Below are 22,363 nucleotides of genomic sequence, written 5' to 3'. Positions count from 1 at the left end.
AGAGGATTTATGTTGACCGTTTTAGGTGGACTGATTGCTTACTGCCTTAAATTGAAAAAACCATCACTGAAAGTTTTCTACTCAGAAGAAGATTTCTCAATGACGGCTTAAGCAGAATTCGGGTTAATATAAATCGTTATCATTATCATTTTAAGTTTATTGTAAACAGATATGGACCTAATCAGATGACCGATTACATTAATTATTCTAATTAATTAACCAAGAACACCCTATATTCCAGCATTCATGAATCTCTGATACAGAATATCGCTTTGAAAATCTGCATATGAAACTTAAATCAAAGGAGAAACAATGTCAGTCATCCCCCGCACTGCAAAATACTTGCTGACTACCATGTTGATATTATTGCCTATCTTTGCTCAGGCAAAAGAAATTACGGTCAAGGATGTTGCTGGCCGGAAAGTTAAAGTTGATGCACCAGTCAGTAGGGTTATGCTGGCTGACAGCCGGGTATTAATCGCGTTGAATATTCTTCATCCTGATAATCCTCTTAAAGGCATTATCGCTTGGGATAATGCATTAGAAATCAAATCCCCAGACTTGGCAACGGCTTATGAGCAAAGTTTCCCACAGTTATGGGACATTCCCGTATTTCCTAATCCTTATCAAAACGATTTCAGCGTTGAAAAAGCGTTAACTCATAAACCCGATTTAGTTATTTTTGATATTGGCCTTCAATCCAAACTCAATGATAGTGGAACCATGACTTTACTTGAGAAAGCGAATATCCCAGTTATTTTTATCGATTTCCGTCAATATCCGCTGACAAATACCATTCCGAGTATGATTTTGCTTGGGAAAGTATTTGGCGAAGAAGAAAATGCACAGAAATTCATTAAGTTTTATCAAGATAAGATGCAAACCATTAATAAACGAATCGGTACACTGGGCAAAGAACAACGCCCTCCGGTATTTATTGAACGACATGCAGGAATGCCTGGCACAGAACATTGCTGTCAGACTTTTGGTAGTGGAAATTTTAGTGAATTTGTTACTGCTGCCGGGGGTGATAACCTTGGTGCTCACTGGTTCTCAGGTATGGGTGGTGAAGTAAGTGAAGAACAATTAATTGTCAGTAATCCTGAATTTTATCTGATGACCACCGCAGATTGGGATAAAGTTCTCCCTGAAAGCCTTTCTGTGCCATTGGGTTATACCGGCAATTTGAAACAGTCACAGGAACGACTGGAAAAATTACTGACACGACCAAAATTGAGCGTATTAAGAGCATTTCGCGAAAAGCGGGTAATAGCACTGTATCACCAATATTACGATACCCCCTTTAACATCATTGCAGTTGAAGTTATAGCTAAATTTTTACATCCAGAGCTGTTCGAAGATATCGACCCACAAGCCGACAGCATATATCTGCATAAAACTTTTACTGCCCTTGATGGTAACGGGGTATTCTGGGTCACAGCAAAATAATATTTATTCTTAATCCGTTGGAATATTCCAACGGATATTTATCCCACCCTTTATTTATAATTTCCATTCGTTAATATACATAATATTTTATATAACACGCTAATAGACATCCATTATTTTGTACTCTACTATGTTGGTGCTAAAAAATAACAAAACATAACAAGCAACATTTGATTAGATAATAAATTATAAATCAAAGATACATTCACATATTGAAACTATACCCAATAGATTTCAAATTGCAGCGCGGCGGCAAGTGAACGCATCCCCAGGAGCATAGATAACTCTGTGACTGGGGTAAGTGAAAGCAGCCAACAAAGCAGCAATTTGAAGGATGAAGGGTATATATTAAGACTATTAATTAATACCCTTTCCCAATAGACATAATTGATACAAGGCAGTAAACGTAACGATTCTTAAACCAAAGTACCCGGAGTATGTTAATGAAACGATTACATGATATCGCTAAAGAGATGTTACCCGTTGAATCCTACAAAATGCTTATCGGTGGACAATGGGTAGATAGTGTATCCAAAGAAACAAGCAAAAGTTATAACCCAACGACAGGAGAATTACTGACTGAATATGCATCCGGTAATGCCGAGGATGTTGATCTTGCTGTCAGGGCCGCAAAAAAAGCCTTCACCACATGGAGTCAAACCTCCGCAATCGAAAGGCAATCAGCTTTACTGAAAATTGCTGACTTACTGGAAGCAGAACTAGAACGTTTTGCCATTCTTGAATCACTGGATAACGGCAAACCATTAAATGAATCCCGGTATATGGATCTACCCGCCTGTATTGACCATTTCCGCTACTTTGCGGGTGTGATCCGCGCCCATACCGATGAAGCTTCAGTTCTGGATACCAATACACTTAGCCTAGTGATCCGTGAACCCATTGGTGTTGTCGGACAGGTAATTCCCTGGAATTTCCCGTTACTGATGGCGGCATGGAAACTGGCTCCTGCTCTTGCAGCGGGTAACACGATTGTTATTAATCCGGCAACATTGACCCCAATAACACTGCTTGAATTAGGTCGGATATTGAATCAAGTCCTGCCAGCTGGCGTGGTTAATATCGTTACAGGTCGTGGTTCAATCGTAGGTCAAGCAATTCTTGACCATAAAGACATCGAGAAAGTGGCATTCACCGGTTCCACTCGAGTTGGTTATACTGTAGCCGAAGCCGCAGCCAAAAAGCTTATCCCTGCGACACTGGAACTTGGTGGTAAATCGGCCAATATAATCTTCCCTGATGCCAACATGAAGAAAGCAGTAAAATATGCTGCCAAAGCGATTCTGTTGAATCAAGGGCAGGCATGTGAATCAGGTTCTCGGTTATTCCTACATAAAGATATTCATGATGAATTCCTTAAGTCCCTGAAAATAGAATTTGAATCTGTCCAGGTTGGTGATCCATTGGAAAAAGAAACACAGATGGGGAGCCAAATCAGCCAGGAACAAATGGAAAAAATTCTCTCATATGTTGATATTGCTAAAAAAGAGGGAGCGACTATCTTAACGGGTGGCAAACGGATTACTGGTGAAGGTTATGATGATGGCTTCTTTATTCAACCAACCATCATTATCAATGCAACTAATGAAATGCAAGTAGCACGCGAAGAAATCTTTGGTCCTGTATTGACAGTCATTCCATTCAGCACAGAAGAAGACGTGATCAGTATGGCAAATGATTCTGATTATGGGCTTGGTGGTGCTGTCTGGACACAAGATATCGACCGCGCATTACGTGTTTCCAAAGCTGTTAGAACGGGTCGTATGTGGATCAATACCTACCATGAACTCCCGGCTCACGCACCATTTGGCGGCTACAAAAAATCCGGCCTTGGAAGAGAAACACATAAAATGATGCTGGATTCTTATACTCAGGTCAAAAACATCTATATTAAAACTAGTGAAGAATAAAATTAGTTTCATCTAGTGATTAAGAAAGCCTTCCATCTGGAAGGCTTTTATTCAATTCTTTTCTTTAATATCAACACCATCCGAATTTACATCTTTAATATGTTCTTTTGTCAGCCGATAAACAACTGGGCTTAATAATGCCAATGCAATCAGGTTTGGTATCGCCATCATTGCATTCAATGTATCGGCCAGTAACCAAACAAAATCCAACGACTGAGTGGCACCTACCATCAAAGCTATAATCCATACCACACGAAAAGGGGTAATTGCTTTTTGCCCAAACAAATACTGAATACATTTTTCACCATAGAAACTCCATCCAAGAATGGTGGTGAAGGCAAATATTACCAGTGCACCCGCGACAATATAATTCCCACCAGGAATCGCTGCTGAGAAAGAAGTTGCGGTCAGTGTCGCACCAGTCTGACCAGTCAACCAACCACCCGTAATAACGATAGTTAAGCCAGTAATAGAACAAACAATAATGGTGTCGATAAAAGTACCGAGCATAGCTATCAATCCCTGACGAACCGGATTTTGCGTTTTTGCGGTTGCATGAGCAATCGGAGCACTTCCCAGCCCCGCTTCATTAGAAAAAATGCCTCGAGCCACACCAAAACGAATCGCGGCCCATACTGCGGCACCAGCAAAACCACCTTGAGCAGCAACGGGGGTAAATGCAGATTTAACAATCAAGGCAAACGCAGCGGGAATTTCACTGAAATTCACACCCAAAACAACAATTCCAGCAACCAAGTAAGCAACTGTCATAAATGGCACTAATTTACCTGCCACATCAGCAATACGTGTAATACCACCAATAAGTACTGCACCAACCAGAAACGCCAGTATTACGGCAGTTACCATGGTAGAAACACCGAAATTACTTTGCAGTACATCAGCAACAGAATTCGCTTGCACGGTATTACCAATACCGAAACAAGCGAGACTACCAAATATCGCAAATAGCGTTCCCAGCCAGACCCATTTTTCACCCAGACCATTTTTTATGTAATACATAGGGCCACCAACATAGTGACCATTTTTGTCAATCTCACGGAAACGGACTGCCAGCACAGCCTCTGAATATTTAGTCGCCATGCCGACTAATGCAGTGATCCACATCCAGAACAGCGCCCCCGGCCCACCCAACACAACTGCGGTAGCAACGCCGGCTATATTACCTGTACCAATGGTGGCTGAAAGCGCAGTCATCAGTGCGTTAAAAGGCGATATCTGACCTTCTCCTCTCTGATGATTACGTTCAAACAGTAACTTAAAACCCGTCCCCAATTTGCGTATAGGCAGTAAAGAAAGGCGGATCTGCATAAAGAGCCCAACCCCCAGAAGACCAACCAACATCGGTACTCCCAACACAACCCCGTTAATGGCATTCAACCATTCTGTGACTAATTCCATATATTCCCTCGAATATTTCGCAACAAAATAACAACATATATGCATCAATTTAAATAAAGAATATTTATAGAAAATATGCGAGAAAAAGTTTCGTAAAAACGGAAAAAGATTTGATACTTGTGAGTAATATCACTTGATACAATTTTAAGATAAGATATTCAAAATTTGTTGCCCCAGACTTATCACAAAATATTTACGCTTAAGCCACTCTTTTCTTCATCCAAACAATTTACTGATATATTTAACATTGTTAATTAAAAAACCATTCGTCCCATTTGATTTTTTTATTAATCAATACTCTTTTTAAAAGAGTATTGATTAACTAATAACTCAACAGAAATTATCAACGATTTTTCTGAAAACATCTTTCTTACTCTGTCTATTATATTTTCTCGCTTAAACCTGCCCTTCCCTAAAACAAATTTCATTACGCCAATCTGGAGAGAAATAGAAAAATATATGTAATATTCTTTTATAACCATAAAATTACCAAATCTTTCTTGAGCCGCTTCACAATAATTAAACAACCCCATTGTATTATTGTTCTGTTCAACTCATTTTGTCAGCTCAAGTTAACGAATGGGTGGAGGATCACATGATGGAACAACAATATTTCATTGGTGTTGATGTTGGTTCAGCCAGTGTTCGTACTGCGATTTTTGATCAACACGGTAAACGACATGCATTCTCTGTGCGTCCTATCCAACAATTTCATCCAAGAGCTGGTTTTGTTGAACAGTCCTCCACAAATGTACCAAGACCAGCAGAGATATAACGAAATTATGCAAACCTGCTATACCCAATAGATTTCAATTTGCAGAGCGGCGGCAAGAGAACGCATCCCCAGAAGCATAGATAACGATGTGACTGGGGTAAGTGAAAGCAGCCAACAAAATAGCAACTTGAAGGATGAAGGGTATATTAACTTTTAATAATGAAAACTAGAATACCAGCAGGATAGAACATATATCCAAAATTACAACTCAGAAAATAAATCAATAACCCATTAAGTTGCCTGATGCTATCAACATAGAATTAATAGCCCATCTAAAATATTTTACTGCTTTCTGGCAATAAGCGTAGCAAAATTTAATTTTATTCTGTTGCCATGTTCATCAGTTTTATGAAGATATCCTGGGTCTTCATTATATTTAATAATTTCCCAGTCAGAATAATAACTTTTCAATTCCCCTGATTCCAGAAAACATTTAAATGGCAGTAATGAATATGGTGCAGAATCTGTTTTAATCGGACACACAATCAGATTAACACCACTTTCATTCGTTTGTTCCTGCATATTGAGAATAATATCAGCGATCTTTTCCCTTTGCAGGAACATCAGCACCACAGTTGAAATGATTAAATCATATTTCTCTTTAATATTGTGCAAATTGATATCATAAACAGAGGCACGGATATTTTTCAGCTGTTCTTTCTCTTTAATAAAATTAATTGCGTCAATATGCTGTTGGCTAATATCCATTGCCATAACATCATAACCTTTTTCGGCCAGATAGAAAGTATTCCGGCCTCGACCCGATCCCAGATCTAATGTCTTACATGGAGAAAGAATATCTACCAAATATCTAATTTCAGAGTGAGGCAATGACAGATTATTTTGTTTATAAAACAGATATTGCGGTTCACATAAAAAAGAGAGCTGGCATTTTATATCATCACTCCCCCATTTAATCTTATGCCAAACTTGTGGCTGAATGATGGGAGGCTGTTTTTGCACATTAAAGTATTCTGTTTCCTCTTGTTCACCCTCGAAAATAACAAACTCCAGCTCACCCTCAAGGATTTCAAGACAAGCATAAGTACCCTCTTTAGTATTATGTCTTTGAGTGAACATTTCAGGAATCGTATTTTTCTGCCAGATTGGCATTCGTTTGTAACAAACAAGACCGCTCATTGGATTTCCCCAGAAATTAAGTTACATAATAAATACATCTTATAGTTACATTCTGCAACTGTAAAGGTATAAAATAGCAACAGAAAAAGTTCAGTAGATGTTCTGAGACAATCCCTTAAAAATAAAAGGAAAAATAATCAATTTTCCTCTTCCTTGAGTAAACCTATCCACAGTCAAAAAGCAGAAAAAATAAGATTTCATTGATAAAATTTCTCCGACCTACGGCTAAAGGCCGGAGAAAAACAAATCAATCCTTATAACTGTATTGATAATGTCCGCCGTAATAGAGACTCGAATTCTTCTCTACAGCATTTAACAATACGCCTTTAATATGCGTGCCATTTTGCTCAAAACGGCGAATAGCAACACCAACTTCTTTAACCCGCGTTTTATAATAACGAGCAATTAATAATGAAGTTCCGGCATATCTTCCAATAATTGCAGCATCAGTTACAGCCAAAATAGGAGGGGTATCTACCAAGACATAATCATAATGCTCTTCTGCCCAAGATAATAACTCCTTAAACCTACTATGCATGAGCAACTCTGACGGATTAGGCGGAATAGTACCTCGACTAACAAAATCAAGCTCAGTAAGATAAGTTCTGGTGATAGTCTCTTTTATCTGATTCTGACCAGCCAGATATTCTGAAAGCCCTGGAGACTGAGGGCTTTCTAACACCTTATGTAAATGCCCTCTTCTCATATCCGCATCTATTAAAAGAACTTTTTTATTACCTAATGCCAATACTGCTGCAAGGTTTACTGAAATAAAGGATTTTCCCAATTCAGGAGCAGGACCAGAAAGAAGAATAATTTTATTTGCAGATTCCATCATTGAAAAATGCAAAGTTGTTCTAAGACTACGTAATGCTTCAATCGCCAAGTCAGTAGGGTCATGAATCGCTAATAACCGTAATCTCTGATGATAAGGTCTCTTTTTCTGTTGCTGCTCAAGCTTAGCTTGAGTCTCCGATAATGGAATAGTCGCATAAACAGAAATCCCTATTTCTTCCAACTGTTCGGGACTTTCAATTCCTTTGCGGAACAATACGCGTACTAAAACCAATCCAATTGATAATATAAGCCCTAACATCATCATAACAGCAATGATCAAAGACTTTTTCGGTTTTATCGCTGAAGATTCTACAACAGCTTCATCAATAATACGTACATTACCCACCGTCCCGGCTTTTAGAATGTTCAGCTCTTGCTGTTTATTAAGTAACTGAACATAAATTTCTTGCCCAACCTGGACATCCCTGGTCAAGCGTAAAATTTCCTGCTGGGTTTTAGGTAACCGTTTGATTGACTGATTCAACTCTTTTTTGGTATCAGCCAGAGTCTTGCGTTTATCAAGCAATGCAACATAAGCAGGATGTTGTTTGGTATACAATTGCTGTAACTCAGCTTCTTTGAAAGTCAGTTCATTAAGCTGTTTTTCAATCTGGACCAATGTCTCCAGAGCAGATTTTGCTTCAAGCGATAAATCAATAGATTCATTAGCTTGACGATATTGATTAAGCAACTCTTCGGAGCGATTGAGCGCCATTTTAACTTTAGGTAAATGATTCTTTAAGAAATTAAGACTACTCTCAGCTTCTTCGGTCTTCCTTGTCACATTCTGTCGCAAGTAATTTTTACTGATACTATCAAGTATCAGTTTTATCCTTGCACGATCATCACCTTCTATTTCAAGCGAAATAATACCGGTATTATTTCCTTTCTCCGTTACCCGCAAAGATTGTTGCAACCCGCGAATTACATTTAACTGGGCCTTTTTAACCAATGTAAAACTTTGTCCGGGAGGAGCCGAGATATTTGATATAAGCAAATTTATACCATCAGCATCAAATACCTTATTAACTTGCCCGTTAAAAACCTGACCGTCGAATTCCAATCGATAATGTTCTGAATCATCAACATATATTTTCACAGCCTTGTTAATATTATGTGACGATACAGTAAAATTTTTAATAACAATGTTAGGCTTTGGCATACCACGAAGACGAGCAATACCTTTACCTACCACAGGAAAATAATCAGCTTCAACCTGAACATCCAGATCCAAATCTCTTACTGTTTTTCCTATTATCATCCGGGAAACTAACAGCTCTAATTCTGCTGCTGTATCTGACGGCCTTCCAGATAGCATATCCGTCATGTCCCCGACTAAAGACAACGCACTACTTTTCTTTTCAACCTGCAATAAAGCGTTCGCTTTGTATACCGGTGTAGCAATCAAGGCATAACAAAGACCAATAACAGTGAATAATAGAGTGACTCCGCCAATAATCCAGCGATAATCGAATAAGGCACTAAGAAGACGGCCTAAATCAATTTCATCACTATCCGTATGAGTGTGACTTGATTTATCTGATGTAGTCATAAAAAGCCTATAATTGCTTATTAAGAAGTAATAAAAAATAAAAAATAAAAATCAAAGGACACTTATAAGTTATAATTTCCCTAACCAACTATTAGCGCTTTTAAATAATAATTGATATACATATTCATAAACCTCGGTATCAGATTTATAAGGATCAGGAATCTCCATTTCACTTAGCCAATGGCCTAAGAGCATTGTCTTCCCTCTTGCTCCCAAGTTAACTCTATTTACCGCCTCAATATGTTTTTTTTCCATAACCAGAATCAGATTTGACTGCTGACATAACTCACTGGTTAATTGACGAGCTGTATGTCCTCCTAGAGACAATCCATGTCTAGCAGCAACTTTACTAGAAAGCTCATGTGCAGGTTTACCAATCAGAGCTGATATTCCCGCAGAATAAATCTCTTTCTGAGGGAATAACCGCCTCAATAAACGCTCTCCTGTTGGAGATCGACAAATGTTACCTACACAAACAATCAAAATAGAATTAAACATCAATTAGGCCACTTACGAATCCACTTGGTTGTTTCTGTCAAACTGTTAATGCTTGATATTGTTGGCACCAGTTGACTAATAACCCGATTCCAGCGAACAATTGGTGCACTGGTAACATAAACAATATCATAAGGTTGCAAATTAAACTCAGTTCCCAAGATTAACGTTGTCGCATCCTTCGCATTGAGCTGATAGATATTTGCTATTTTCCCACTCTTATCAGGTGTATTGCGCAATGAACGAATCACAAAAATGCCACTGGCATCGCTTGATAATTGATCTATACCTTCAGCATTACCTAATGCCTCGGTCAAGGTCATTCCACTACGGTCCATACGTAAAGTACTTTGCTTTTTCACTTCTCCCATAACAAACACTTTCAAATCATCATTACGAGGAATATATAAAATATCACCGGAATAGAGCAGACGATTCTGCTTTAGATCCCCGTTTTGCATTAAATCTTGAAGAGAAATGACTGTTTCTTTTCCTTTATGAGTTAAAACAGCTCTCTTCCAGTCAGCATTTTCAGTCAAACCGCCGGCATGGTTAATCGCATCAATCACAGTTAAAGGAACATTAGTGATAGCCTGTTGATCTGACCTAACAACTTCACCGGTTACATAAGCTTTTTGTGAACGGAAAGCAGCAACATTGACATCGACCTGAGGTGATTCGATATACTTTGATAACTTATTCGTAATCATGGTACGCACCTGAGTCACTGTTTTCCCCTTTACATACAATCTGCCAATATATGGGTAAAAAATTGTTCCATCAGAATGTACCCAGTTACCGGTATCACTAGCACTGCGATATTGCCCCGCAGGCGTTGTTAGTTCAGGATGATCCCAGACAGTAACCATGATTACATCACCCACACCAATACAATATTCATATTGCTGCAATTCTTTATCTAGTTCAGGATTTGGACGAGCAATAGCAGAATTCACCCGCAATTTTTCAATTAACTGCGGTGTCACCGGATAAACATTTACCAAATTATTAATGTCATAGTTACTATCATTATCATTGATTATTTCTTTATTATAAATAGGAAGGCCGCTCCCAGGAGCAACCGTACAACCACCTAATAACATAGAACAAGACAACGCTTGAACTATAATTAATTCCTTTATATTCATCAGACTTTTATCCTTAAAAAATAATAAACAAAAAATACACAAACAGTATTAATTATAATCTCCTTAAGAAAGTAAGATTATAATATAATAAGATATAATATAATATAAAAATTTTGTTTAAGTATCATAGCATATTGAGCCATTGATCGTATCACTTTGTAAAAACAATCAAAATCAGCTTAGTACCTTTGATAAGCTCCGGCTACTAAATAGAAAATAAATCAAACAAATAATATAATCACAAACTATTTAATTATAAAATGTATTTTGCAAGATATTGTTGCAAATAGAAAGTAAGAGTTGAATATCCCTGATACAGGAAAGAGAAAATATCACCAGAACTTGTTGAAACTAAATGCATATTTATGATCACATTGCTAGAAAAATACATTTCTACTTATATCAAAATCAATGCTTAATTAGTAAATGATTTTATAATTCATACTATGGTAATAAGCCAAAAGGTAGACCATAAACTTGCCAAAAAATCACAAACACAAAACAATAAATTAACAAAAAACAAATAATAACATTACTATATTTTACATATTAAAAATAATAAACTTAAGTATATTTTATCAAAATTTCAAACTACTCTGGTTTCTTTAAGTTTACCATTTTGTATTTTCGCGGCTCTCAACTACTATGTTGGCTGTTTTATATAGAGTAGAGACAAAAAATCTGTAAGTTGAACAAATCCAATAAAAAATTTACCAACCGGAACCATCATGAACAAATCAACCATCCTAAGGATAGCCAGGCCAACAGATAACCTAAATCAGATCGTTGAAATGTACTGCCAAGGTTTAGGATTTATTGTTTTAGCTAAATTTAAAAATCATGAAAACTTCGACGGCGTTATGCTGGGACACCCAAATCATCTTTGGCACCTCGAATTTACACATCATCGCGGCACAACGGTAGGCAGAGCGCCGACACAGGATAATTTACTGGCCTTCTATATACCAAGCCATTCAGAGTGGTTACATCAAACATCATTAATGAAAACCGCTGGTTTCATTGATGTCCCTTCTTACAACCCATATTGGGATGTTCAAGGTAAAACGTTTGAAGATATTGATGGTTATCGGGTTGTGTTACAAAACACGGCATCCCCTGTTTGATTCTATACCCAATAGATTTCAATTTGCATCGCGGCGGCAAGGGAGCGAATCCCCGGGAGCATAGATAACTCTGTGACCGGGGTGAGTGAGTGCAGCCAACCAAGAGGCAACTTGAAAGATAACAGGTATAAATCAACTTCAGCATACTTCCCTGATAACCAACCCAATATCTACGTTGTTTCACAGCAACATTATCAAAACTCAGCTACTGACACTGAGTTTTGATGTAGTCCTGCAAGTATTTAGTTTGTTTCTCATTCTCAACAATCATTCTTCGGAGATCGAAATAATCTTGTTCAGCTGCCGGGTTAAATCGTGGGGTTCCTGCATGGCCCACGCTGCCGGAGGAACCAGTTTCGCTCTGACTACAGGTTGCCGCGATGCGCAACCTGAGACGACCAGCGGCAACATTATTACGAAGAACGTCAATTTCAGATTTCGCATTAGCAAGTTCCTTTGTATGTTTATCATCCAACTCAGACAAGCGTTTTATCCGCTCCTGCTGACTGACAATTTCATTCTGTTGCTCCAACAGCCGACTCTGTAGCTGAACTGTTGCATCAAGCTGTTTGGTATACTTACCGTAATAGTGATACGCCAGCAATGAAACAAGAGCCAGAGCAATGATCGTGTAACTATGAGAATTAAACTTCATAATATCACCCTACAAAAGTGAAAAGGCTTTATCAATCACCTCATTGCTATAGGGCTGGCTACCATTTTCCACTGTAATAATGGCTTTAATAATTTTTATCATAAATATCTTATTAAACACATCAATAACCTGATCGCAACTAACCCCAGTGTCTTTACACACACGATTAACATAACCATCCGTATTATTTTCATTGGGAGGGGCCCATCGTGAAATGATGCCTCCCACTGTTTTGAGATTATATTTTCTATTATAGTTATGCAGAATTTTAATCATTGCCCGAATACCATATTCAGGACTGATAAACTGACAAAAAGATTTATCGGTACGCTGTGATTCAGGCACCAAACCTTGCCAATCATCCCCCCAGCGAATATTGCCAGGGTTATTGTTTCGAATACCTCTGCTCATAATCTGCTCCTACTGTTTGTTACCTGTTTTATTATTAACAACTTTTCTTAGGATCTGACCAAAATAATCAGTTCCCAGATAACCAATAATGACACTGCCTATGTAAGCCAAATCCGTACTCATACCAAAAAAATCCAATACATCACGGATAAACCAGGCAATCATGGCGCACATAATGGCGTCCATAATTGTCGTCCAGAATTTACCGCCGTTATATCGACCTCTGAGATAAGCCATTGCAGCAGCCAGTGCCGCACCTATACCTTGTTCTTTGACTGACAGCAGCCATAACCATAGCTGCATCCAGATGTCAGGCTGTTTATCCATGTATTTCATCCTTCACTCCCATTCATACAATGGGAATCCATAGGCTGCCGTGTAGCCTTAAATTTGAGTTAATAGGAATACTGCGAAATCAGTAGAATAAGAAAAGGCCACACATAGCGCAGCCTTAAATTTTGTTAGGTGATTACTTACATTTAGTATAATACCGCACTCATCAGCAACCCCCAGTGATGTGTCATTATGGATAAGAAAACTAGAATGATGGATGAATATATACCCGTTATCTTTCAAGTTGCCCCTTTATTGGCTGCACTCGCTCACCCCGGTCACTCAGATCACATAGTTATCTATACTCCCGGGGATTCGTCGCGATCCATCTTGAAATCCACAGGGTATATAATTAATTGGAACTTTTATTATTCCCCCAAAATAATATTTCTACTGATAATCAGTATTATATTTTCCGTGAAAACCCAACTCACAGTGTATTTTCTAATTTTCTGATACCGTATTACTGAATTAAACGGCAAGATATTATTATCTTGTCTTGAACTATCCACTTTAAAGTAATCATTATCTGTGCTGTGCTTAAACGCTATAATACATTGCTATCTTGTTATAATGATCCCACTTTTATCAATTCATTTGAAAACAAGATAAGTACTAACACAGATCTGTCACCTCTATTCTTTTAATATAAACCTTTTTAAGGTGCGATAAACCTCTTCAGGTTGCTCAAGTATACCCAAATGTGTTCTGGCACTTTCCAATCGCTTAACCTGGAAAAAAGAGTTCTCGTGAGAAAATTTTTGCTGCTCAAGCAAATAATGGTCTCGTCTATCTAAAGAATAAATATGAATACATTGATGACGCCCAGATAACAGTTTTAATCTATCCAGAGGAGAACCATATTTGTTATATGCCCCCGCTATCGCCTTTCCCGCCGCTTCCCACACAGTAAAACCCACTTGTGACATTTCTTTAACTAAATGATCTCCAACAATTTTATTATTCCCTCCTCCCATCCAGGAATTAAATAAAGAATTCCTTGCTGAAACCCAATTTTCAGGATCTTGTATATAGTTAATTGCTTGAAAGAATGCAGGATCAGGATTAGTCATAATCCAATCAAGAAATACGAGTGCAGAGACTCTCTCTGGCATTATCTCTGCTATATCAGCAGCAATCCAGCTAGCGTGAGCAACCGAAACTGGTATAAATTGCTCTATTTCTAATGAGTTAATTAGCGAAACAATATCATTTAACAATATTTCTGGAGTTAATGGCAATACAGATTGTGAAGATAGTCCATGATTACGCCAATCCAAGCTAATAATTCTGAAAGTTTCCGAAGCCAACGCTTCAAATGGGATAAAAACCGTTTTAGGTTCACACCATCCAGGAAGGAGTAATAATGTAATAGGACCAATACCACTATCATTGTAATCTATTTTTATGTCATTGCAATAAAATTGACTCATAATCCTATTCTCAGTAGAAAGATTAAATAACGAAAACTCAAGACCTACAATAAATTGTCACATTTAGGTTTTATTGTCTATATCACGATTGATTTTCATCATTGAAATAGCACTAAAAGTAAATTTCAGATAACATTTAAAAAAACAATTATTTAAATAAGAATTCAAAATAAAAACATTATTCACATTATCCATTTTCGGCATTATTTAATTATCTTTTTTAATCTAAATTATAATTACCTAAATTGTCAATTTAGTCATAGGTTATCGACTTATGTTTATAAGATGTACATTCAATGTCTTATACAAGTAACGGGAAATGCCACATTATGCCTCATAAAGCAACCTCCTGACACAGATTTAATATCCATTTTATTTTAGGATGCTCAACGAAAACAAAGTCACTACAACAAGATATTCAAATAGAAGACAGGCAATAGAACCATTAGGTGAGCACAATCTAAAAAAACAGATCATTCAGGGCACAGTCGTCACTAATTCATGAAACTCCTTAATACTAAGATTAACTTACAACGTATAATAAACCATAGTTCATGATAATTATGTACACCAGGTAATAAATCACTCAAAAAAATTTTATGAACAAAACGTTTAGCAAGCAATTTCTTTAAAGCAGGATCTTGTATTTTTTTTCTATACAAAATAAAAAAACTTCCAACCTCTCTTATTGCATGACGACTAAGTGACCTCCTTAACGATTTTTTATCTTTAATTGCTTTTGAAATTTTAATAATTGAATCAACTACAGTAATATAGCTATCAGCTCGATGATATAATCTTTTAATTTCTGTTGAGCGAGTTATTGATTTCGGATTATTCCTATAACAATATAATAGTTCCTTACAGAAGCCAATTCGATTTGCTATAAGTGCCCAATTAATAGTCCATAAAATATCCTCATGAAAAGTGTTTTCTGCAAAACTCAATTGGTTGTCAAGAATCAACTCCTTTTTAATAAGTTGTAGCCAAACAAAATGTGGCCATTCCCTACACTCAACACAATATTCAATCCACTCTTTACCGGTTAACACGCTACCATGAGGCTGTTTATGTGTTACTTTTTTATTATCTGGTGATAATGGGTTTTCTGTAAAACAGACACCATTACCAATGAGAACATCTAGTCTTTGTGCAATAGCCTGATCAAGCCATTTTTTCAAAATTTGCGGTTTTAACCAATCATCACTATCAACAAATAAAACCCACTCTCCTCTCGCATATTCTATACCATGATTTCTGGCTATTGACACTCCCCGGTTTTCTTGATTAATAATTCGTATTCTATTATCTCTATTTTTATATTCTTCCAGCACTTTTAAACTATTATCGGTGGAGCCATCATTGATAATGATGACCTCAAAGTTAATATTTTCTTGTGAAGATATTGAATCCAACAAATAGACTATATTGTTTTCTTCATTGAAGATAGGAATAATGATGCTGATTTCAAACTGAGACATTTATAACCCTTTTGAAGAGATAGTAGATTTTAATAGAAATATTAATTTCATAATAAAACAAGCCTTTTCTTGTCGCTATTTATCTACCATACAGTATCTTAAAAGCTATTTATAGATAGGAATGGATAATTTTATTAAAATTAGCATTAATTAAGTACGATAATGATATTATAAATTTAAGGATAGAAAAGTACACACCATCATTACATACAACGATAACCACTGTAATTCAATTTCATTTATCCAGTGATAAATCAATCAGCACATATATCAATATAAATTAGAAATAATTGTACAGTCATATCTCAATCTAATGACTTTTATGAATCACATGATTATCTATTATCAATGTAGTTGTTGGGTATATCAGTATATTCATATCAAACAAACCAGACTAATTTTCTATCGTCTACTATATAAATAATGGGATAAGGATAATGAAAATGTGTCGTTATAAAAATAAAAATTTCATATATATCATGGACTTTTAATATATCTGAAGTTTATTGAATTATATAATTAAGATAATAAAACATTCCATGAGATCATTAAATATAATATAAATTAAATAGCATTTGAAAACCTATAAATAAATATATTTCCCTATTTATTGTTCTCGAAGTACTTACTACCCAATCTTATAAACATTCTGGATAACACGGTAAGGGAAATAATTGCACTACGACTTTTTTTCCTGCAACGATCCGTTGTTGATTCTTTGCCTGTACCGCTCGTTTGTCATCCCAACGTAAATAAGTTCGCAAGAACAAATTTTCATGAGAAAACGGTAATGGACCCAAACGCATGGAAAAAGTCAAAGGTAACATATCCAAGCGATAACACATCTCGCCAACGGTCAGCACTTTCCCATCAACGACAGCAAGCAACGATAGTTCAACATTTGCAGTTTTGGACAGAGGAACCGGCATAGTCACATCCCCCTCAATCAACTGTGATGTTCCATTATCTGTTATGTTACTTACACACCCGGTAATCAGCAAACACCACAATATCAACCCCTTTTGGGTCATAACAAACTGATCCGACGTTGTGACAACGGTGTATGCTGCCTATCTAACAAACGTTGCAATGCTGTCTCATGTTCTAGCTCTATTACAAGACCTCTACTCAAAACTACAGAAAGCGGTTCATGAATATTTTGCGGTACACTCCCTGACGTAACCCTACGACCACAGCAAAAGCTATCATTTTCATGAGACACATTTGTTAAATGAATGGGTAACGAATTTTCAATTTTCATACTCGCATTCCCAAAGATTTGTTCTGCTGAGTCTCAGTTGGAAACTGAGCTTGCAATAATTCCTGCCAAAACTCAGCATGATCCAACATACTCGAAAGGCTTGCCTCAAAAGTAGCCAGATTCAACTGACTGGCTGACATTTGCCGATAAAGCTGCACCATCAGAGTTGACTCATCAAAACCAAAGTGAAGATCAAACTGATACCAATGGCGATTAAAACTGGCCAGTTGGCGGAAAATTCCCTCACCAACCGCAGTGATATCAGCTATATCTATTTGTAAAATTAGCTGATCACGTTCGGGAATTAAGATCAAAGAGAGGTGAAGGTGCTCATCAAAACAGAGAGCGGCCACACCTTCATGATTTAAAGCTAAGTGTGGCAAGCCGAATTTGGTGGCAAATTCAGCCAAAACTTGGTTGATGATGGTTATCACATCCATGGTTCACTCCTACAGAGAAGGAAATCAAGCAAACTTGAAGTTACCACGCAGTTGAGCAAACGGGTGACTCCCGAGAAAAGGGAGTCAGTTTACTACCATCATCTTTCATGCCTCTGTCACTCAAAGGCAGTTCTTTTAATAAAAAAGTCACTCGGATCGTTATCAAAAAACCAAATACCGATCATAGCTAAAGACCGGATATCATGATTCAATATTTTCGCCCCTTTATGCTTTTAGTGATAACCCACGAATTTTAAAAACAAAATCAATAGCAGCCATCTATCAATAAGAGCGCACCTTTCGATGCGTTCAAGCTTATACAAACAGTTACTACCTCGTTACACCACACCAGCCGCCGCACGCCATGCTTGGTTATAACTCTGAGAAAGTTGTTGCAACAATTGCAAAACATCTCTCATGAAATTGTTATTCAATGAAATCTGATCTTCACTTTTTTGTTTTTCATGTTGAGCCACAGAGGCATCCACTTCATGTTCCTTGGCTCTAGCCTGAGAAAGCCCTTGCTCTACTTGCACTGAATTATTAGACATACTTGATAACGAGTTCATCACTAAACTGAAGATTTGCTGTTTGCTGTTAAGACTATCAAACACTCTAGTCAGCGATTTCAGGGCATTTTCATCAGCAAGCTGTTCTTTGGCCCATACCTTACTAACCGCAGCCCGATCCACATCTCCATTTTTCCCTAGCTGTTGCAACTTAAGGTCAATCAATTCATTACGGCCAGCAATATTATTTTCTAACGTTTTCTGCTGCTTAACCACCTGACTACTTTTAACAGCCGAAAAGGCTCCCATCAGAGCTGAAAAAAACGTCATCACACCAGAAACAACCGCCACAGCAATTACCAACATAGCAGCATGGCGCATTTCATTCACTTGTAACTTCTGAGCACCAATAGCCGCCTTGTTTTCCGTATCACGCTGCAAGATACCCAATTCACGCATCTTCCTGGCAATTTCAAAAAGCAACGATATCGTGTTCAATGTACTATCTAATTCTTGGCTGATCTTTCCTAAGCGACTGAGATCCAAAGCCTGCTTCGGTGCAATCAAGTCAACTTTATCCATAAATCCAGTCTTTCCCTGCTGTTGAACAGCCGCAGCATGTATTGTTGACTCAGCACTTTTATCAACCATAACATCAGCACTGCTACTAAAAGTAATCGACTGATGACCGTTAACGCTATCAATAAAACTCATCTTGTTATTCCCTAAATTTCACGTGGCCGACTGGCAAGATTGTTCATCATTTCCCCTCTGGCATTAAGCATCTGGGAAACCATTTCCATCACATGTTGGAAAGACTCCACCATCTGGGACAACTCTTCTTTAAGCCTGTCCATGACAGCCTGGAATGCCGTCAATTCGCTACGTGAAAGTAGCACATCAACTTGCCGATTAGCTGCTTTGCTCTGGAAAGCAGAATTGGCGGTTTGAACAGCACCATTAGCGAAATTAACCGTCATGTCACTCACCTGTATACCTACTTTCACGCTACGAGACAGAGTATTAGCTGCTGTACCGGCCATTTTTGCAGTAAACTCTGTAACCTTTGTTGCTACCTTAGCCGTCATTTCAGCGACTTTACCGCCAATCTTGGCTCCCATTTTAGCGAGCATTCCAGCGGCTGAACCGCCAAAACTGACCGCCGCTGCCACCACAGCCATCGTAACCTCAAGTACAGTTATTACTGGCCCCAACCATTTCATGGTTTCTTTACTAATTAAACCGTCCTGAGCTGCTTGTTGCAGTCCCTGCGATACTACGCCAAGTACCCCTCCGGCAATCAGCAAAGCACCTGCTACCGCACCAACACCGCTAGCAACCATGATTGCTCCGACCACAATTGAAGCAATCGCACTGATCCAACCAAAGATTTTAGAAAACAGTCCAGATTTCTGTGCCTCTTTAGCTGAATTTTCTGCCTCTTTGAGCTTATGCTGGTTCTCATCCATTTTCTGCAAACTTTGCTGACGTGCTCGCTGGATATCCTGGAGCCTAAGATCCGTTTGATTATGTTCGATCTCACTGGTCAGTTTGCCCAGTTCAATTTCGAATGCCGCAGGTGAAGATATATTCAGAGAAGCCAACCGAGAAATTACCCCGACTGCCAGCTTCGTTCCTTGAGTAACCGATTCAAGCAGATGAGCAACTTCTTCTTGTTGCTGAACATCGAGGAGAGTATTACTCACTGCCAATGGTACCGGCAATGATACTCTTATTGACCTAACCACATTAGAATTAGATGGTTGGTCACCAGCCTGGCTCAATGTAACGCGATCCTCCTTAGAAGACGTAGTCGCCGAGACATTATTAACCAAAGCATCATTCTGTACTGGAAGAACCTGGGGTTTATTTACTATCAGATCCATCTTCCTGATTCCTTTTTATTGTTATGGCTTCTAACATTGCCGTGCAACTAGCAGCTAAAGCAGCGTGTTCCGGTAAAACTACCGCAAGCTGTTGGGCCGAGTAGAAACCACTCTCTGCCCCATCGAGTTCTCCTAATTGCAGGAGGCATTCAGCAGCATGAAATGGAAAACGAGGTTCATTAATATCAAGCATTGCTCCATAGCTATAGCTTTGAATCGCCTGTTCCAATTGCCCCATTGCTTGGCGGCATGCACCCAATCCAAGGAAAAAGCGAGCATCATAGTGATCTAGCATGCATAAAGCCTGAAATATTTTATTCGCATCCTGCCATTTACCTGATTGATACTGGTTGAATGCTAATGAATAAAGTTGTTCAAGCGTATCACTGGAGACATCCTTCAACATGGCAAGAGTGCCACCATCATGAAGAAAAGCCTCCAATTCTTGTGCATATTGGTCAGAAGTCGTAAATGTTTCTTGGTGCTCCATAATCACTCCTTAAATTGCGCCGAGAATGCTGCGCATAACACTGTCATACTTCTGGATAAAACGATTTAACGCTTCAATAGCGGCATTATAACGAGAACTAATATCATTTAGCCGAGTCGTTTTTTCTTGGACAGAATTGTTTAATGGACTTACGCGGTCGTTGACTGAAGTAGAAAAATTGGCCAGACGGTTATTATCTTTTTCATATTTATATAAATTATCCAGACCTGCCATTGCACCACTCTGCTTGTTAGGACTTTCCAAAAATGTCTTAATAGATATGTGTGTTGAGTCAGAAGATATCTTATTCAATAATTGATATTCAGCACTCTTCCTAAAAGCATCATCATTGTCAAAACCATACTTTTTATAATCCAGCAAGTTGAAAGAATTACTGCCATCAATAGAAAGTTTCTGATTGCTCTCTTCCTTAGCTGATAATTTCGCATTAATTTCCGATTGAATAACGCTGTAAATCTTCAGCTCCGCAGTCAGTGCTGTAAGCTCATTACGCAGTAGTTGTCGTTTTTCATCATGACCTAACATGACAGAAGCAAATATATTAATTACAGCATCATCAAGGCGATTCTGTGGTAATTTAAAATGCGCTGTAGCCAAAAATTCTCTTAGATCCCAGTGGGTTTTTAATTCAGTCGTCGGCTTACCTTGCGCATCTTTTCTATAAGTATCATTCAAGAGAGATTTAATACTTTCGATCCCATTTTCTATCCCGCTAGCCAGATACCCTTTCTTAACAGCAGCAGCATCCTCCGTCTCTAGAAAATGAATAACCATTTTTTTTAGGCGCTCTTCATCGTCAGTAATAACCCCTACATAAGCAGGATCATCTTTTACTGCAATCTTGATATCTTTATCACGGATAAGCGAAACCAGTTGATTAAGCGCCACAGATTTAGAATCTTGCAGATCTTTCAGCGAAACCTTATCCAACTCTGCCAGGGAAAGCTGTAAGTTACTACGATAAGAGCTAATATCCACCGTTGAATCCTTATATTATGATGCCGCGCATACGAGGCGGACGACGGAGACGCTTTCCTTCTTCCAAAGAGTGGAGATGACTGTTCCGTAAGCGATTAACTTCTGTCACTAGCTCCTGCTCAGCACTCTGAACTAGAGCAAGATCAGTATGACCAAACAGCTCAGCCCCCACATTGGGGTTAACACCAAGGGATTGCCACATCTCCTGCAATAACTGTAATCTGTGATCGCTATCCTTAATAGCTATCTCAGCGGCCAACAGTACTTTGGCATTGGGTTCCTCTTGCATCAGTGACTCCTATAATAAAGATAGATATTGATTCTTCCTGTCAAAGTTGGACTTTTTTTTGTTGTTTTCTCATTTGAGGTAACGATATAACGCAAGTGACTGCTCCCCGCCGTAAAAAACGGCGAGGCTTCCCACTTCTCAGGCCGCAACCGTTGGTGCAACGGATTTACGCAGGCCTCCGTGGGCAGAAACGACGAGTCCCGCCGCCTGTAATACTGTTATGCCCTTGCCCTGGATGTTGATCGCCGCATTAATATCGCGGTCATGTTCGACTCGACAGAAAGGGCATTGCCAGATCCGCTTATGCAG

At 38.2% G+C, this 22,363-nt stretch carries 23 protein-coding genes and 1 pseudogene; 5 read left to right on the top strand and 19 right to left on the bottom strand.

The features are described from left to right. From AM629_RS23615 to AM629_RS17690, 3 genes and pseudogenes are all read left to right on the top strand, one after another. A pseudogene (locus AM629_RS23615) lies at positions 1-111 on the top strand (IS982 family transposase); the annotation flags it as partial. A 201-nt stretch (positions 112-312) separates the two neighbouring features. Then, positions 313-1,449: an ABC transporter substrate-binding protein gene (locus AM629_RS17695; protein WP_054480638.1), complete on the top strand. Its 1,137-nt coding sequence runs from the start codon at positions 313-315 to the stop codon at positions 1,447-1,449. A 443-nt stretch (positions 1,450-1,892) separates the two neighbouring features. Continuing rightward, positions 1,893-3,377, top strand: coding sequence for an aldehyde dehydrogenase family protein (locus AM629_RS17690; RefSeq protein ID WP_054480636.1), 1,485 nt, complete (start codon positions 1,893-1,895; stop codon positions 3,375-3,377). A 51-nt stretch (positions 3,378-3,428) separates the two neighbouring features. Here AM629_RS17690 and AM629_RS17685 read toward each other — a convergent pair whose 3' ends face one another. Next, positions 3,429-4,796, bottom strand: a complete 1,368-nt coding sequence (locus AM629_RS17685) for an alanine/glycine:cation symporter family protein (protein ID WP_054480634.1) — start codon at positions 4,794-4,796, stop codon at positions 3,429-3,431. 595 nt (positions 4,797-5,391) lie between these two features. Here AM629_RS17685 and AM629_RS24275 point away from each other — a divergent pair. Continuing rightward, positions 5,392-5,571, top strand: a complete 180-nt coding sequence (locus tag AM629_RS24275) for a hypothetical protein (protein ID WP_054480627.1) — start codon at positions 5,392-5,394, stop codon at positions 5,569-5,571. A 282-nt stretch (positions 5,572-5,853) separates the two neighbouring features. Here AM629_RS24275 and tehB read toward each other — a convergent pair whose 3' ends face one another. From tehB to AM629_RS17655, 4 genes are all read right to left on the bottom strand, one after another. Beyond that, positions 5,854-6,711 carry an SAM-dependent methyltransferase TehB gene (gene tehB / locus AM629_RS17670; protein WP_054480625.1) on the bottom strand — a complete coding sequence of 286 codons (858 nt, stop codon included), beginning with the start codon at positions 6,709-6,711 and terminating at the stop codon, positions 5,854-5,856. 247 nt (positions 6,712-6,958) lie between these two features. After that, on the bottom strand, positions 6,959-9,100 hold the full coding sequence (locus AM629_RS17665) for a polysaccharide biosynthesis tyrosine autokinase (RefSeq protein ID WP_054480623.1): 2,142 nt from the start codon (positions 9,098-9,100) through the stop codon (positions 6,959-6,961). Between the two features lie 69 nt (positions 9,101-9,169). Then, on the bottom strand, positions 9,170-9,598 hold the full coding sequence (locus AM629_RS17660) for an arsenate reductase/protein-tyrosine-phosphatase family protein (RefSeq protein ID WP_054480621.1): 429 nt from the start codon (positions 9,596-9,598) through the stop codon (positions 9,170-9,172). Continuing rightward, positions 9,598-10,743, bottom strand: coding sequence for a polysaccharide export protein (locus AM629_RS17655; protein ID WP_054480619.1), 1,146 nt, complete (start codon positions 10,741-10,743; stop codon positions 9,598-9,600). The genes AM629_RS17660 and AM629_RS17655 overlap by 1 nt, the downstream gene beginning before the upstream one ends. A 728-nt stretch (positions 10,744-11,471) precedes the next feature. Between AM629_RS17655 and AM629_RS17650 the strand changes: the two genes are divergently transcribed. Continuing rightward, on the top strand, positions 11,472-11,867 hold the full coding sequence (locus AM629_RS17650) for a VOC family protein (RefSeq protein WP_054480617.1): 396 nt from the start codon (positions 11,472-11,474) through the stop codon (positions 11,865-11,867). A gap of 205 nt (positions 11,868-12,072) precedes the next feature. Here AM629_RS17650 and AM629_RS23070 read toward each other — a convergent pair whose 3' ends face one another. The 14 genes from AM629_RS23070 to AM629_RS17580 all read right to left on the bottom strand — a co-directional run. After that, entirely contained in the window at positions 12,073-12,522 is a 450-nt protein-coding gene (locus AM629_RS23070) for a lysis protein (protein ID WP_054480615.1), read from the bottom strand. Positions 12,523-12,531: 9 nt separating this feature from the next. Next, positions 12,532-12,933 carry a structural protein gene (locus tag AM629_RS17640; RefSeq protein WP_054480612.1) on the bottom strand — a complete coding sequence of 134 codons (402 nt, stop codon included), beginning with the start codon at positions 12,931-12,933 and terminating at the stop codon, positions 12,532-12,534. A gap of 9 nt (positions 12,934-12,942) precedes the next feature. Continuing rightward, positions 12,943-13,269, bottom strand: coding sequence for a phage holin, lambda family (locus AM629_RS17635; protein ID WP_012777244.1), 327 nt, complete (start codon positions 13,267-13,269; stop codon positions 12,943-12,945). 632 nt (positions 13,270-13,901) lie between these two features. Continuing rightward, on the bottom strand, positions 13,902-14,699 hold the full coding sequence (locus AM629_RS17630; protein ID WP_054480610.1) for an alpha/beta hydrolase: 798 nt from the start codon (positions 14,697-14,699) through the stop codon (positions 13,902-13,904). Between the two features lie 494 nt (positions 14,700-15,193). After that, complete coding sequence (locus AM629_RS17625; RefSeq protein WP_054480607.1) at positions 15,194-16,180, bottom strand: glycosyltransferase; 987 nt, start codon at positions 16,178-16,180, stop codon at positions 15,194-15,196. 638 nt (positions 16,181-16,818) lie between these two features. Further along, on the bottom strand, positions 16,819-17,211 hold the full coding sequence (locus AM629_RS17620) for a YscW family type III secretion system pilotin (RefSeq protein ID WP_054480606.1): 393 nt from the start codon (positions 17,209-17,211) through the stop codon (positions 16,819-16,821). Further along, a complete protein-coding gene (locus AM629_RS17615) occupies positions 17,208-17,441 on the bottom strand; it encodes a T3SS regulon translocated regulator ExsE family protein (protein WP_054480603.1) in 234 nt (77 codons plus the stop codon). The genes AM629_RS17620 and AM629_RS17615 overlap by 4 nt, the downstream gene beginning before the upstream one ends. Further along, on the bottom strand, positions 17,438-17,881 hold the full coding sequence (locus tag AM629_RS17610) for a type III secretion system chaperone (RefSeq protein ID WP_054480602.1): 444 nt from the start codon (positions 17,879-17,881) through the stop codon (positions 17,438-17,440). The genes AM629_RS17615 and AM629_RS17610 overlap by 4 nt, the downstream gene beginning before the upstream one ends. A gap of 338 nt (positions 17,882-18,219) precedes the next feature. Beyond that, entirely contained in the window at positions 18,220-19,104 is an 885-nt protein-coding gene (locus tag AM629_RS17605; RefSeq protein ID WP_054480600.1) for a YopD family type III secretion system translocon subunit, read from the bottom strand. An 11-nt stretch (positions 19,105-19,115) separates the two neighbouring features. Next, entirely contained in the window at positions 19,116-20,276 is a 1,161-nt protein-coding gene (gene sctE / locus AM629_RS17600; protein WP_072161924.1) for a type III secretion system translocon subunit SseC family protein, read from the bottom strand. Continuing rightward, entirely contained in the window at positions 20,257-20,766 is a 510-nt protein-coding gene (locus tag AM629_RS17595) for a SycD/LcrH family type III secretion system chaperone (RefSeq protein ID WP_054480599.1), read from the bottom strand. The genes sctE and AM629_RS17595 overlap by 20 nt, the downstream gene beginning before the upstream one ends. Positions 20,767-20,775: 9 nt before the next feature. Continuing rightward, positions 20,776-21,765, bottom strand: coding sequence for a virulence-associated V antigen (locus AM629_RS17590; protein ID WP_054480597.1), 990 nt, complete (start codon positions 21,763-21,765; stop codon positions 20,776-20,778). 10 nt (positions 21,766-21,775) lie between these two features. Continuing rightward, positions 21,776-22,054 (bottom strand): LcrG family type III secretion system chaperone, encoded by a 279-nt coding sequence (locus AM629_RS17585; RefSeq protein WP_054480596.1) that lies wholly within the window; start codon positions 22,052-22,054, stop codon positions 21,776-21,778. Positions 22,055-22,192: 138 nt separating this feature from the next. After that, positions 22,193-22,363 (bottom strand): zinc ribbon domain-containing protein (locus tag AM629_RS17580; RefSeq protein WP_152912023.1); only part of this gene is annotated, 171 nt, incomplete at its 5' end.

The organism is Photorhabdus heterorhabditis, assembly GCF_001280945.1.
Taxonomy (GTDB): domain Bacteria; phylum Pseudomonadota; class Gammaproteobacteria; order Enterobacterales; family Enterobacteriaceae; genus Photorhabdus; species Photorhabdus heterorhabditis.
The sequence above is the reverse complement of the archived record's forward strand: the minus strand, read 5'-3'. Positions and strand labels throughout refer to the sequence as shown.